General features: G+C 55.8%; 11 protein-coding genes. 5 read left to right on the forward strand and 6 right to left on the reverse strand.

All coding sequences use genetic code 11. From position 1 onward, the window contains the following. Positions 1-3 precede the first annotated feature (3 nt). Positions 4-1,977, forward strand: a complete 1,974-nt coding sequence (locus tag FBZ90_RS15520) for a hybrid sensor histidine kinase/response regulator (protein ID WP_145733575.1) — start codon at positions 4-6, stop codon at positions 1,975-1,977. A 175-nt stretch (positions 1,978-2,152) separates the two neighbouring features. Then, the gene (locus FBZ90_RS15525) at positions 2,153-3,130 is read left to right on the forward strand and encodes a magnesium transporter CorA family protein (RefSeq protein WP_145733576.1); all 978 of its coding nucleotides are present in this window, start codon (positions 2,153-2,155) and stop codon (positions 3,128-3,130) included. A gap of 35 nt (positions 3,131-3,165) precedes the next feature. On the opposite strand, the gene FBZ90_RS15530 is transcribed toward FBZ90_RS15525, so the two are convergent. Then, entirely contained in the window at positions 3,166-4,149 is a 984-nt protein-coding gene (locus FBZ90_RS15530; RefSeq protein ID WP_211102067.1) for a 2-hydroxyacid dehydrogenase, read from the reverse strand. A 376-nt stretch (positions 4,150-4,525) separates the two neighbouring features. Here FBZ90_RS15530 and FBZ90_RS15535 point away from each other — a divergent pair, with 376 nt between their 5' ends. From FBZ90_RS15535 to FBZ90_RS15545, 3 genes are all read left to right on the forward strand, one after another. Continuing rightward, entirely contained in the window at positions 4,526-5,011 is a 486-nt protein-coding gene (locus tag FBZ90_RS15535) for a hypothetical protein (RefSeq protein ID WP_145733577.1), read from the forward strand. Positions 5,012-5,149: 138 nt separating this feature from the next. Continuing rightward, positions 5,150-6,469, forward strand: a complete 1,320-nt coding sequence (locus FBZ90_RS15540; RefSeq protein ID WP_145733578.1) for an MFS transporter — start codon at positions 5,150-5,152, stop codon at positions 6,467-6,469. A gap of 140 nt (positions 6,470-6,609) precedes the next feature. Beyond that, entirely contained in the window at positions 6,610-7,785 is a 1,176-nt protein-coding gene (locus tag FBZ90_RS15545) for a glycosyltransferase family 61 protein (RefSeq protein ID WP_186455831.1), read from the forward strand. A gap of 88 nt (positions 7,786-7,873) precedes the next feature. Here the strand turns inward: FBZ90_RS15545 and FBZ90_RS15550 are convergent, their stop codons facing one another. The 5 genes from FBZ90_RS15550 to FBZ90_RS15570 are packed head-to-tail and all read right to left on the reverse strand — an operon-like array spanning position 7,874 to position 13,988. After that, positions 7,874-8,770 carry a sulfotransferase family protein gene (locus FBZ90_RS15550; protein WP_145733580.1) on the reverse strand — a complete coding sequence of 299 codons (897 nt, stop codon included), beginning with the start codon at positions 8,768-8,770 and terminating at the stop codon, positions 7,874-7,876. A gap of 16 nt (positions 8,771-8,786) precedes the next feature. After that, positions 8,787-9,419 carry a class I SAM-dependent methyltransferase gene (locus tag FBZ90_RS15555; RefSeq protein WP_145733581.1) on the reverse strand — a complete coding sequence of 211 codons (633 nt, stop codon included), beginning with the start codon at positions 9,417-9,419 and terminating at the stop codon, positions 8,787-8,789. A 21-nt stretch (positions 9,420-9,440) separates the two neighbouring features. Beyond that, positions 9,441-10,496: a glycosyltransferase family 61 protein gene (locus tag FBZ90_RS15560; protein ID WP_145733582.1), complete on the reverse strand. Its 1,056-nt coding sequence runs from the start codon at positions 10,494-10,496 to the stop codon at positions 9,441-9,443. A 14-nt stretch (positions 10,497-10,510) separates the two neighbouring features. Further along, positions 10,511-11,494 carry a hypothetical protein gene (locus FBZ90_RS15565; protein WP_145733583.1) on the reverse strand — a complete coding sequence of 328 codons (984 nt, stop codon included), beginning with the start codon at positions 11,492-11,494 and terminating at the stop codon, positions 10,511-10,513. A gap of 28 nt (positions 11,495-11,522) precedes the next feature. Next, positions 11,523-13,988, reverse strand: coding sequence for a rhamnan synthesis F family protein (locus tag FBZ90_RS15570; RefSeq protein WP_145733584.1), 2,466 nt, complete (start codon positions 13,986-13,988; stop codon positions 11,523-11,525). Between the last annotated feature and the right edge of the window lie 147 nt (positions 13,989-14,135).

Raw genomic sequence — 14,135 nt, forward strand, 5'->3', positions numbered from 1 at the left:
CCTGTGTCCCTGCTGTTGGTGGAAGACAGCGACATCGATGCGGAACTGATCGCCCACCAGTTCCGCAAAATCGACCAGCCCATTGCCATGGCGCGCGCGGCAGTGCGTCCGGAGTACGAGGCAGCCCTGGCCTCCGGCAGTTTCGACATCATCCTGTCGGATTATTCCCTGCCGGGCTTCAACGGGCTGGCGGCCCTGGAATTGGCCCGGGCCCGGGACCCGTCGGTGCCTTTCATCTTCATCTCGGGCGTCATCGGCGAGGAGTTCGCGACCGAGGCCCTGCGCGCCGGCGCCACCGACTATGTGACGAAGCGCAATCTGGCCCGCATTCCCATGGTGGTGACCCGCGCCCTGCGCGAGGCGGAGGACAGGCGCCAGGCCCGGCAGTCCGCTCAGGCGTTGCGGGAAAGCGAGCACCGCTTCCGCCTGATGGCGGACAGCGCGCCCGCCCTGATCTGGTCGGTGGACACTACCGGACGCATCGTCTTCGCCAACCGCCGCTTCGAGACGGAGTTCGGCGTGCCGCCGGCCCGGGTAGAAAAGGAAGGATGGGCCGCGCTGATCCATGAGGAGGATTGGCGCGCGTTCCGGGCCACGCGCGATGCGCTGTTCCGAGACCGGGCGCTGTTCCTGGACGATATCCGCGTGCGCAAGCCCACCGGCGAGGTGCGCTGGCTGCGCTGTGAGAGCAGCCCACGCTTCGACGACGCCGGAACCTTCCTGGGCTATGTCGGCTGCGCCATCGACATCACCGAGACCAAGCTGGCGCGCGACGCGCTGGAGGCGGAGGTGGTGGCGCGGACGGAGGAATTGCGCATCAAGGAAGAGGCGCTGCGCCAATCCCACAAGATGGAAGCCATCGGCCAACTGACCGGCGGCATTGCCCATGACTTCAACAACATGCTGGCCGGCATCGTCGGCGCCGCCGACCTGATCCAGAAGCGGGTGCGTGACGGCCGTTTCGACAGCATCAGCCGCTACGTCGACAGCATCCTGTCATCCGCGCACCGTGCGGCGGGCCTGACCCACCGCCTGCTGGCCTTCGCCCGGCGCCAGACGCTGGACCTTAAGACCGCGAACATCAACCAACTGGTCGGGTCGCTGGACGACCTGCTGCGGCGCACGCTGGGCCAGGCCATCGAGCTGGAGATCGCCCTGGCACCCGATCTGTGGCCGGCCATCACCGACGCCAACCAGTTCGAAAGCGCCCTGCTGAACCTGGCCATCAACGCCCGGGACGCCATGTCGGGGGGCGGCCGCCTGACCATCCAGACCAGCAACGTCACCATCACCGCAGGCGACGAGCGCGCCTCCGCCGATCTGCAGCCGGGTGACTATGTCCTGACCTGCGTCACCGATACGGGCATCGGCATGCCGCCGGACGTACTGGAGAAGGCGTTCGATCCCTTCTTCACCACCAAGCCCATCGGTCAGGGCACCGGCCTGGGCCTGTCCATGATCTATGGCTTCGCCCGCCAAGTCGGCGGCCATGTCACCCTGTCGTCCACGCCGGGCGAGGGCACGACCATCTGCCTCTACATGCCCCGCGACGTCACCGCCAAAGACGGCCTGGAGAATCCCGGTGCGCGGTCGGCGGAAAATCCGCACCGGGGCCGGGGGACCGTGCTGGTTGTGGAGGATGAGCTGGTGGTGCGCATGGTGGTGGTCGACATCCTGGAGGAGCATGGATACGGCGTGATCGAGGCCGAGACGGCCGCCGACGCCCTGCCCCATCTTCAGGGCCCTGGCAGCATCGACCTGCTGCTGACCGACGTCGGTCTGCCTGGCATGAACGGCCGTGACCTGGCCGCCGAGGCGCGGCGCCTGCGCCCCGGGCTGAAGATTCTGTTCGCCACCGGCTACGCGGAGGGGGCCAGCCAGCGCTCCGCCTTCGTCGGCGCGGGGATGGATTACATCGCCAAGCCCTTTGACCTGGACGAACTGGGCCGGAAGATCCAGGCGCTGACGAAGCCGTAACGCCCCTGCGCGGCAACCTGTGCTTAGGGTCTTAGCGCCGCGGCGCGGGACCAGCGAACTTGGGCACTTGGCCACGGTATCCGGGGCGACCAGCGGCGGGCATGCGATGGCGCTTGCCTTTGCCAGCGGGCGCCCTTTCTTCTTGCGGGCGTCAACCTCGGAAAGAATCCCACGCATGCTCACCCTATACCGCCTGGACAAGGGCGCCCTGACGCGACGAGAGGCGGGCGCCGACTGCCTGGCCGACGACCTTTGGATCGACATGATCGCCCCGACCAAGGAGGAAGAGGCGGCGGTCGAGGCGGCGCTGGGTGTGGAGATCCCCACCCGGGAAGAGATGCGGGAGATCGAGACCAGCAGCCAGGTTTACAAATCCGGCGACGCGCTGGTCATGACGGTGCGGGTGTTGACCCGGCAGACACCCCTGGGCCCGGCGCTGGCCGACGCCACCTTTATCCTGAGGCCGGACCATCTGGTGACGGTGCGCTATCTGGACAGCACGCCCTTCCGCACCTTCGCCGGGCGGGTGGCCCAGGGTACCGACGTGCCCACCGATCCCGAGGCCATCCTGCTGGGCATCCTGACCGCCATCGTCGGCCGGGTGGCCGACGTGCTGGAGGAGGTGAAGGACGGGCTAGACACCCTGTCACGTTCCGTCTTCAGCCAGGGGGGGGAACAGTCGCCCAGCATCATCGACGCCGATTTGCAGAACGCGCTGAAGCGCATCGGGCGCAGCGGCGACCTGGCGTCCCGCGTGCGGGAGAGCCTGCACAGCCTGGCCCGCACCGTGTCCTTCCTCAAGGCGGCGGAGAAGGCCACGCCCATCGCGCCGGAAACCAAGCTGATCCTCAATACCCTGAACGGCGACATCCAATCACTGCTGGACTACAACCTGTACCTGGCCCAGACGACGCAGTTCCTGTTGGATTCGACCCTGGGCCTGATCAACATCCAGCAGAACGCCATCATCAAGATTTTCAGCGTCGCGGCCGTCATCTTCCTGCCGCCGACGCTGATCGCCTCGATCTACGGCATGAACTTCAAGCACATGCCGGAGTTGGATCTGATCTTCGGCTATCCGGGCGCGCTGTGCCTGATGGTCGTCTCCGCCATTCTGCCCTACTGGTATTTCCGCCGCCGGGGCTGGTTGTAGCGCCCGGCTAGCCAAGCGGTCCGCCTCCAGCCGGCTCAGCCCGCGCCCCGCGTGGAACGCGCCGGCGTCTCCGGCACAGGCGTCAGCACCGGCCGTCCCTCGGCCCAGGCCAGCAGGTTGTCCACCACCAGTTGGCCCATGGCCTGACGGGTGTGGAGGGTGGCGGAACCGACATGGGGCAGCAGCACCGCGTTATCCAGGTCCAGAAGGGCCTGGGGCACGGTTGGTTCCTGGGCGAACACGTCCAAGCCGGCGCCCAGGATGGTGCCGTCCCGCAAGGCGGCGATCAGCGCATCCTCATCCACCACCGTGCCGCGGGCGATGTTGATGAGGACGCCATCGCTCCCCAAGGCCTCCAGCACCGCGCCATTCACCAGCCCGCGCGTTTCCGGTCCACCCGGCGTCACCACCACCAGCACGTCGACCGCCCGCGCCAGATCGAGGGGCGTGGCGTGATAGGGCAACGCCACATCCGCCTGGCGCTGGCGGCCATGATAATGGACGGCAACGCCGAAGGCGGCCAGGCGCTGGGCGATGGCCTTGCCGATTCGGCCCAGCCCCAGGATGCCTGCCGTGCGCCCCCGCAACGTGGGGGACAAGGGGAAGGCCTTCTCCAGCCACCGGCCGGCGCGCAGGTAACGCTCCGCCTGGGGCAGGCGCCGCACGGTCATCAGGATCAGGGCCAAGGCCGTGTCCGCCACCTCCTCCGTCAGCACGTCGGGGGTGTTGGTGACCGTGATGCCGTGGGCACCCGCCCACGCGGCATCGATGGCGTCATAGCCCACGCCAAAACCAGCGACACATTCCAGCCGGGGCAGACGCGCCATGAGGTCGGCGGTGACAGCGGCGGACCCGCCGGCGGCGATGGCGCGGATGCGGGGCGCCACCCCCGCCAGCAAGGCCTCGCGGTCTGCGGCCAGCCACAGCTTGCACACGCGGAAGGCCTGATCCAACCGCTCCATGACGAAGGGCATCATGGGGGCGGGCATCAGCAGGTCGATATCGAAGCGGGGTGCCATTCTGCCGGGTCCTTCTGTCATGCCCCTTGCCATCCGGCGGAAGAACCCCCAGTTCAATCCCAACGGTGACAGCCAGGTGCGGTGCCGCGCCACAATAGGACGGCGGCGGGCGGTTGTCGTCCTCGGCCGTTGGCATCCCGCGCGTGCCGGCCCTGACGGATTGGTGCCCCTCCGGCATAGCTCTGCGGCCGCCATGGCGGAGTCGGGGTCCATGGGTATAGGATGGATGGAGCTGGGGTCCGGGGACGGACTGATCGCCGCGGTCGGCTGTGATGCCGGCCTTTGCTAATAGCCTCAACATGGGCTATGATTTGAGAATGATTTGCATCTACGGCGCTTGGCTGCCTCCGGGACGGGGCGGAAGCCGCCGGGGGACATGATGATGTCGTTGATGGATGCCATTGGCGGGACGATGGACCAGGCGCCGGAATTCGGGCCGGGGGAGCATTTGCTCGTCTGGGCCCTGCGCCGCATGGTGAAGGGCAAGGACTATGGTCCCTTGGTGGGGCGGGAGTTCGCCGATACCTGTGGCGAGGATGGACGTGAGGTGCTGGCCACCTTGCACACCTTCCTGCTTGCCTTGATCCATACCTGCCGGCGGGAGTTGTCCATCGGCCACCCCGGCTGCCCCAGCCTCACCGCGGACGAACGCCAGGTTCTGCTGCTGGTCGCGGCAGCGCAAAACGGCAAGGACGCGCAGTTCGATGCTCAACTGCGCTGGCTGGCCGCCGAGGAGGACCGGGCCGCGCTGGCCATGACCGCGCGGGCCCTGGCCTTCGCGCTGAGGCACAACCAGTTGACTTTGACCCCTCCCGCCTCCCAGCTGCCCACGACGTGCGAGCGTGAAGCGCTGAGCGCCTGAGGACCCTCGGGCCGCTCCCTGCCCCGGCGGCACAGGCGTGGATTTCAAACGGCGAGGGTGGCAGGATCGCGCCGCCATCGTCGATGCGGGAACTATCGGCGCTCATGGGATTGGGTGGCTTGGGAGCGCAGGGTCCGTATGGGTGTTTTGATCAAGGCGGCCTATGCCGCGCCGGCTGCCGGTTTGGCCGCCCTGGGCCTGCCGCTGCTGATATATCTGCCCGACTATTACGCGACGGTGGTGGGCCTGCCCCTGGGCCTGGTGGGTATGGCCTTCCTGGTGGCCCGCCTGGCCGACATCGCCATCGACCCGTTGGCTGGGATTTTGATTGACCGCACCCGGTCGCGGCATGGCCGATTCAGGCTGTGGTTGGCTGTGGGTACGCCCTTGCTCATGCTGTCGGTCCATGGCCTGTTCATGCCGCCAGCGGGTGCCAGCTTTTCCTATCTGGCGGTGTGCCTTGCCGGCACCTACGCCGCGTGGTCATTATGTTTCGTTGCCCATCTGGGGTGGGGCGGCACGTTGTCCCGCGACTATGGCGGGCGCAATGCCATCTTCGCCTGGTGCCAGGTGCTGTTCCTGGTCGGTGGCCTCGCGGTCACCGCCCTGCCCTTGCTTCCCCCCTTGCGCACGGCGCCACAGGCGACGCTGCCCGCCATGGGGTGGTTTGTGCTCATCAGCTTTCCCCTGGGCGTGGCTGCCGCCCTGCTGCTGGTGCCGGAACGCAACGGGGGCCAACGGCCCATGCCACGGTGGCGCGACTATGGGCGCTTGCTCGGGCAAGGCGCCACCGCGCGCCTGCTGGCCGCCGACTTCCTGTCCAGCACCGCCGTCTATGCCGCCGGGGGCGTTTTCTTCTTTTACTACGCCACCTTCCACGACCTCGACCGTATGCAGGCGGCGGCCCTGCTGTTCGCGGTGAAGGCGGGCGCCATGGCCGGCGCGCCTCTGTGGGGCTGGTTGGGCAACCGGGTGGAGAAGCACCGGGCCATGACGCTGGGCTTCTCCGGGATGGTCCTGATGTGCCTGGTCGTACATCTGTTCCCCTGGTCCGGCCTAACGGCCGGCCTCGCCATCCTGGGGGTTTTCGGCACCCTCCTGTCCGCCGACCCGGTGCTGGTGCGCTCGATGATGGCCGACGTGGGGGACGAGCATCGGCTGATCACCGGCATCGACCAAATGGGCACGCTGGCCGCCCTGCTGTCCGTCTCCGACAAGCTGGCCGCGGCTATCGGCCCGGCGCTGGCGCTGACGGCGCTCAGCATGGCGGGATTCGACGCACACGCCCAAGCCACACAGCAAGGCGCTCCCGCCCTCCTGACGCTCGCCGCCGCCGCCGTATGGATACCCGCCGCCCTGCACGGGATGGCGGCCATACTGGTTTACATGCACCCCCTGTCCGCTGACCGCCTTCGGGCGATTCAGGCAAGCTTGGCCGTTGTGCCGGGAAACGGATGATGAATCCGGCACAAAACTCGCCGGTTGTGTCGGATCGCGGCAAAAGCCATAACAATGTTAACGCTGGGACCGTGGATAAGCGGTGACATCGGGTGGTTCTTCGGGCATCCGCTCTTCCGAAGATGATTTTGAGGCATTTGATGGTTGATCCTGGTTCTGACGTGTCCGGCGTTCCCGACTCACTCTCCGTCGGCGGTCTCGAGGCCATGATTAACGGCTCCGACCAGGCTTATCGTGACGCAGCAGGGATCAAGCAGGTCAGTCAGTTGGCGCCGAGGGGCAGTTATTCACGCCGGCCCATGGCGCTGATGGACACCTTTCACATCATCCCGCAGTTGGTGGAAAACTTTAAATATAACGCGTCCATATCGGAGCAATTTTATTCAGAGATAAACGCCACGGTATTGGCCGATGCTTATGTCTCCGGCCAAGGAACCGTAGTGACGCGCAATGGCCTGCTGGTTCAAGAAAGCGCGCTTGAATACCTGGCGCACAATCAGGTGCCGGATGGCTTTCGGCGTGAGCAGACTGGACAAGGATTCACTTTCGCAATCCAACCCGACACCATAATAGAAGAAGCTTGTATTCTGGTGAAGCGGCCTTGGTATCGGAATTACGGCCATTGGCTGGTTGATGGCGCGACTATCCTGGCCCACTTTGCGGAACAGATTATCACCACCCCCTTAACCGTCGTCATCGGCGCCAACGAGAGCCCGCTTCAGCGGAATATCGTCCGGGAAACGACCGATAAAATCTGCCCAGGCGCCCGCGTCATTGAAATGCCGGACACGGCCACCTGGCGGTTCGCCAATCTGCTCTATGTCACGCCCCTGCACCGCCCCCCCATGGTCAAATGGCCGCCAGCGATGGCGAAGCTGAAGGCCGCCTTCGTAGAAGAGGGCACACAGGCGGTCCAAGGCCAGCGACTGTACCTGTCGCGAGCGGATGCCGATACACGCAGACTCGCCAACGAAGCCGAACTGAGCGGGCTGTTGGACCAACATGGCTTTAAAACGGTCTTCACCAACGGCATGTCCCTGGCCGATCAGGCCCGCCTGTTCAGTTCCGCCGAAGTCGTCATGGGGGTCAAAGGGGCGGCGTTGACCAACCTCCTCTTCTGCGCCCCTGAAGCCACCGCGATCTGCCTATCCCCTGGCGACTTCGTTGATCCATTCTTCTGGGATATAGCCGGACAAATGGGGATGGCATACGCCGAAGTCTTCGGCAGGAGCGTCACCAACAACTCTATCGGGCGTAATGATTTTCTAATTGAAGCCGAGCGCCTGGAGAGGGTACTTGCCACATTACTGACGTAACATTAAGCTTACCATGGCACAGAATCATTCAATCGGCAAAATTGCCGCTTCCTGCTACTGCTTCGCTCCGAAATCCGCACAATATCCTCTAAGTATCATATGAGAAATACTTACACTCATGCCGAAGATTGTCATCAAGGTACTTTCGCTCATCAGACGAGATGCCATCATACCACGCTGACAGCCGACCCAAATCTGCGTTCATAGAAATAAAGTCTAAATCGCTCTCAATTTTAAGGAATTCTAGAATTTTCCGAGAATACAGCTTCGATCTCTTCACTATCTTCTCATGCTTAAGCTGCAGAATTTCCCCACCCGCCCGAGTAAAAGCCGCTCGCTCAGTCTGATACGCTTTTACATAATTCTTTACCCAATTGATTCTAGCATCTAGAGTACGGGGAGCCCAAGGCATACGTGAAAGTGAGCAAACTACAGCGCGCGGATCACGCATGACATGAATAAACTTCGAACCCGGAAATACTTCAGAAAGAAAACGAACATGGAGCAAGCAATGCGGAGTTTTCTCAAGGCAATAGAATTGAAGGTCACCTTTCTTTTCTGGCAAATCCGCATACTTATAAATATGATTAATAAGTTCACGGCAGGCAACAGCAACTTCCGAACAGGCCATAGGGGCAACCTGTCCGTGATGCTGCATTTTATTTTTGAATAGATTTAAACCATCCATTAAATGGGCATGCCCCACATATCGATTTAGTGGAATTTGGCCATATGCATCAGTGAAACAAATAGCTTTATATAAAGCTTCGAAATCCTCCAAAAAACCGTTCGCTCTATCCGGGGCATAACATGCTGTTATTACTCTATAAATTTCGATAAGACCAGATTTAGAGGTAATAAATTTCAGCTCCAAATTGGGAAACCCCAAAATCTCCCTATTTTCAAGCAAACAAGTGGCCAATAAACTAGTCCCGCTCCGGCCGCTACCCCCAATAAAAAGCATCTGATGTTCGTTAGATAACATAGTGCGTACGACTTCCTTATCGCCTCTTAATAATAGAGGTCCTTCGAGCAAAAGTGATGTATTCAATACGACTGGCGTAAGCCCTAATAAAAGGATCCTTGCTCCCCTTGAGATTAAGAACCCTATCACCCACCATATAGTCGCAAATATTTTTCAAATATTGAGCAGCGGATATATCGCTTAAACCTCGATAATCTGCTTCGTAAGCACCATAGCTTGTATCAATATCCTCAAGAATATAGATACCACCTAAATTGAGCCAAGGGAATAATTGCTGTAAGGTAAGAATCTGGTGATCCCAAATGTGGGATCCGTCGTCAATAATTAGGTCAAAAGGGCCGTATTTGCGACATATCGATAACAAGCACTCCATATTTGATTGATCAGATATCTCTATTTGTATACCATCATCTGCAAATGTGGCGGCGGCTGGGTTAATATCAACTCCAACAACGCGTCCGTTCGGGAAATATTCTCGCCACATCTTTACAGATGCCCCGTCATAAACACCTATTTCAATTATATTGACGGGCTCTAAACGACGAGTCGCAAGCACCCTCTCATAAAGATTCAAAAAATCGTGGAAATTTGACGCCTTGTCAGTAGCGTATTTTAGACCAATTTCATCGAGGGATGCACCGCTGTTCATTGTCTCTCCAGGGGTTAGATCTTACCTAGATGCGGCAGCCAAAAGAGCCTGCGCAATTCGATGGGGCTCAGCAAGCCTTAAGGTCAGGGAAAAACTATGGGAGCCGCTGACCTTATAAATTCTACCTTCAGGAAAAAAGTAGGATACGGAATTACAAGACACCTTGTCAAGAAGCAGGAAATTGCTATTAATTGCATTGAGCCATCCATAGCCAATAACTCTTAGCTTTTTTCCCGATAAGGCCGTTGTGTGCAGGGCAGAACCAATAGAACCGATAACAACACGTTCGGACTGGTATAAAGCCAACTGCTCAGCGAAACCCATTTGTTCAGGACAAACAACCTGTACGCCATTTGACTCAAACCAATTTACCATTTCGAATTCGTTTTCTATAAAACTCACCCCGCTAGTGAGTTTATGCTTAGACAAATACAACGGAGAAGAACTAATCTCTAATGCGTTGCTCCGCAAAACCGTTTTTCTGATTTCGCCGTATAGTTCTCCCATAACCGAATGAACATAAGATTGCTCCTCAAATGCTGGCAATGGCACCACTAATCGCCTAATCAGTGTTGGAGATGTAAAACATTCCATGTTCTGTAATTCAACTCCCAAAGCGCTAAAAATATCTACGGCATAATTTTGGTTTAACCAATCAGATGTTCCGAAAGAAGAATGAATAAGTATTGGCAACTGGCTTTTCTTCAAGTAATTATATGGCCAGAAGCGAGCCAAAGTGCTTGTAAGAAAATGCCCGAAATGCCAATGAAGCGGGCCGCCGTAAAAATAAATGTCCTTCGGAGCTTCATTTATATTTTGGAAATTGACTGGGTCGATGCAATCAGATTGGCCAACTAGCTTACGGTCTACCCCACGCCTGTAAGAGCAAGCATCCAGAAGCTTGCCATTACAGTCATAAACACCCCAGGCCTGGTCCGTTTCAAAGGCCGGCACACCGCGCCTTTTGGGCATATAAATTACGTTCTTGAATTCACGAATCCCGGGGGGGGGACCGGATATAAATTGCTCCCCGCCCCAGGCTTCCGTACATTCTTTGAGGATCAACTCACTTGACATGCAGACTCAGCTTTCTAAAGCTTGGAAAAAGGGTTAAGGCTAGTTCCATGCCGCGCAGCTCTTCGCATTTCAACGGAAATGCCCTCTCCTGTGATTGTTTGCCCCCAAAACCACGGGGGCGCAGAATGACTCAATTTATTATCCTCATAGAGCCTCTTATAAACGGACCAAAGTTTCAATATATCTGTACCTTCTTCAGCAAACAACCTTAACTCTCTATCCGCCCAAGCAAAATCATGCCCAAATCCCGAAAAATGATAAAATACCATCGGCTCACCATTAACCGTCCATGTCCCATTAACATCCTGGTGGACTTTCCGATTAGTCATATTCCATGTAGCGACGTTAAAAGTCCGATCCTTTATAATATATATTCCGTCGAATATGTACGGGGCTATATTACACCATTTTTGGTCGGTAAATAAGCCCGATTGAAAATCTATATGGCTATATGACAAAAGACGGTCAGCCCACCATCTTAAAAAAGTTCTCCCTTGAGGTCGATTATAGAAGGCAAAAAAACCAAGGTTAAACGTGCCGTGCTTGAGTGCGGCAATTTCATGCGACTCAATGGCTTCAATGCTTTCTTCTGCATCCGTTATATGGGGTGTCAATGCGGCCGAAGCTTCTCCGCTTTGCAAAATTTCCACTACAGAATTCAGACGGCTAGTAACCAAAACGTCTGGATCGAGATAAACAACCAGATCGTATCCGTAAACATCGAACAAAAATTCTGTCATCACACCTTTTGTTGCTGTGCAGAATTCCACAACTGAATAGTCAAAGGCCCAGCGCTCCCACCCGCCCTTAACTTTCAACCAATCCGCAAAAACTACTCCGGTAAAAGGTTCATCTTCCCATCGAATTTCGTCGGGAGTCCTATCATTAAATAACGCATACATATCCCATTCCGGGTGAACAGCGGCGACAGATTTAGCTAAAATCCGCGCATTAGGGATATAAGCGCCTGTGAAAGACGTAAAGGCTGCGACTTTCATTTCAAGATCTCCATATATTTTAGTTTTGTTATATTTTCACGCCTGATTTCTCTAACAAGAAAATAAATCCAGCGTATTCATCCATTACGTTGCCCAAGAATTTATTAGACTCATATCGCTTAATCTCGGATGCAATCTTATTAGCGATAGCCTGCAGAGCGACTCTATATATTGGTTTATTTGGCGCATTAAGCCCATATTTATCGACAATCCCGGACATAACATTAAATTGGTCGCGTAAGCTGGATATATTCAATGACGTAGACTGGGTAGATCCTGAGTCAATTCTATATTTCCTGTACAAATAGCTGAGATGTGACAGAATGCCTATTCTATCTGCGGTTAGATAGACATCATAAACGAAGGAATTATCTTCGAAATTCCCCTGCTCGGGGAACTTAATGTTGTTTCTTACAAGGAAATCTTTCCTGTATATTTTGGCGCATGGGCCAAAATCAGAAAAAACAGTTTCCCATCGCTTCGTAGAAAGGTGATCCAAGCCGCGATCCAGCATCCAATACTGGCCACTATTCCCGTATGGAATAGCTTGACTCGCCTGATATTCATCAAACATTACTAGTGAAGACATAACGCAATCTACGCCCCCTAGGACATCCGCAGCCGCAAATAATTGACTAACGGCATCAACAGTCAAAACATCGTCAGCGTCCAAAAACATGACGAATTCGCCAGTAGCTACTTCTAATCCCATGTTGCGGGCAGCGCCTGCACCTTGGACCTGTTGCTCTAGGACTTTTACGTTTTGATAGAGACGGGCAAATCTCTGCAATATAGCCATAGAATTGTCGGTGCTATTGTTATCAACAACAATAATCTCCGTCGGCACATGCGCAGCATTTTGCATTATGACTGACGATAAACAGTTGGATAACCATTTCTCAGCGTTGTACACTGGAATTATGATAGACAACCGTCGCGGAACAAAACTAGGCCAACAGTAGTGATACGGCAGAGGTTTAACTCGGATGGTAGAGTAACCTGCATTCTCGGTCACATACGTAAAACATCTTTCGATAACGTGAGCTAAGGTGCCATCGTCCGCAATAGGCTCCTTCGGGAAGTCATTAAATGTGATGCCTGCGTCAAAAATAGCTTTTAAAGCTTGCGGACGGAACCAAAACATTGAGCCAGCCGGAAATTCTATTCGATCCATCTCCAAAATAGACTTATTCAGGCCAAAAATATCTAATACGCTAGCGGCGAGCGTTCTATTATTCCCCCAAACCATAAAAGGTCTAACGTTTTCAAGAGGGACAGGCACTATTGCGCCGCATTTCTCATCTTGTTCGAAGACATTCAGTATATTTTTGCAATAGGCTCTATTGAATGCTAAATTCCGCTCAAGTTCCTTGAACCATATAGCGCCTTCAGATAGCTTCTCCACAGACTTTTTTGTGTGTATGTGAAGCGCCAAATCGCAGCTTTGCAATTCGGACCTGAATTCAACAATCATCGGAGCTATATCTCTGCCCCTATTAGGGGTTACAGCAATCCTCTCGACTTCTAAGCCAAAATCCTTAGCATAGCCCTTCACTTCAAACGCCATTTGCTTATTTGGAACTGAGATAAATACTCTGCGGCGGGCAGGGACGCGGGCTGCCCAAGTAAGAAGGGGCTTAATAAGATCACGGTAATAACAATGTATATGGATACCTACAGTTATTTCGGAATCCCGCAAAGCCGCTTGCCGCCCAATATTGGCGACGGGCAGCGCCAACGTTTCTCTAACATCATGCGGATCCAACGCAAGAGAAAACTGCTCTTGTAGAGTGGGAAGCGGCCGTCGATTTTCGAAACGACCATAGAGCACGTAATGGAGGAGGGGATTAATTTCCGCCTTACTGATGTCAGGATTCGTGCGGATGTAGTAATCCGTTGAAAAACGCCGGGAAGGATTTCTTCCCTCTTTCCAGCCATAACAGATATAATGACCAAGAAGATCACGGACCTTCATTGCCACATCAGGGTAGGTTTCTCGGTAAAATCTTTTGTCGAAATGAGACTTCAATGCGCCCCGGATAGCTGGCGCCACCTCGAACTCGATAACGTCTTCTTCCTCTTCAGCCTTCTCACCCGCCAGAAATTCTGGATCACGGCTTAAATCTGGAGACTTGAATGCAGACCCTGCTTCTATTTGAATTTGCGAAGGATAGATTGGACGTTTTTCAAGATGACCCCAAAGATTGTAATGAACTAGGGGGTTAATTCCAGATTCTCTTACGTCGCCATTGCGCTCAAGATAAAGAGATACAGAAAAGCTCGCCGATGGATCCCGCCCGTTCCTCCAGCCAGAATTCAAGAAATGCGCCAAGGGCGAAATAAGGTCGAAATCAACCTCCTGGTTTGTTAATTTATAGAATGCTTCATCAAATCCAAAAACTTCAATTTTCGGTCCATCAATTGACAGAGCGGCTTTTACATAGGCCTCTTCTTCAAGATTCTTTTTGGGTTCTTTATGATTAACTTTGTGCATTTTGACTCCATGAGGCCAGTGGGGTGATAATTGACAGAATAAGCTGCTCGCACTTCGGATTCTTTTGTATAAAATGTCACCAGCTATCAAATTAGGGCTGTTGGGGTATTAACCCAAGTCGCGGATTGGCGGCTTATAGCAATTTTA

Source organism: Nitrospirillum pindoramense (assembly GCF_007827955.1).
GTDB classification, from domain to species: Bacteria; Pseudomonadota; Alphaproteobacteria; order Azospirillales; family Azospirillaceae; genus Nitrospirillum; species Nitrospirillum amazonense_B.

Bases quoted from the DNA above. Each gene is read 5' to 3' on its own strand.
- FBZ90_RS15525 (WP_145733576.1), top strand. From the start codon at position 2,153: ATGCTCACCCTATACCGCCTGGACAAGGGCGCCCTGACGCGACGAGAG.
- FBZ90_RS15530 (WP_211102067.1), bottom strand. From the start codon at position 4,149: ATGGCACCCCGCTTCGATATCGACCTGCTGATGCCCGCCCCCATGATG.
- FBZ90_RS15535 (WP_145733577.1), top strand. From the start codon at position 4,526: ATGATGATGTCGTTGATGGATGCCATTGGCGGGACGATGGACCAGGCG.
- FBZ90_RS15540 (WP_145733578.1), top strand. From the start codon at position 5,150: ATGGGTGTTTTGATCAAGGCGGCCTATGCCGCGCCGGCTGCCGGTTTG.
- FBZ90_RS15545 (WP_186455831.1), top strand. From the start codon at position 6,610: ATGGTTGATCCTGGTTCTGACGTGTCCGGCGTTCCCGACTCACTCTCC.
- FBZ90_RS15550 (WP_145733580.1), bottom strand. From the start codon at position 8,770: ATGTTATCTAACGAACATCAGATGCTTTTTATTGGGGGTAGCGGCCGG.
- FBZ90_RS15555 (WP_145733581.1), bottom strand. From the start codon at position 9,419: ATGAACAGCGGTGCATCCCTCGATGAAATTGGTCTAAAATACGCTACT.
- FBZ90_RS15560 (WP_145733582.1), bottom strand. From the start codon at position 10,496: ATGTCAAGTGAGTTGATCCTCAAAGAATGTACGGAAGCCTGGGGCGGG.
- FBZ90_RS15565 (WP_145733583.1), bottom strand. From the start codon at position 11,494: ATGAAAGTCGCAGCCTTTACGTCTTTCACAGGCGCTTATATCCCTAAT.
- FBZ90_RS15570 (WP_145733584.1), bottom strand. From the start codon at position 13,988: ATGCACAAAGTTAATCATAAAGAACCCAAAAAGAATCTTGAAGAAGAG.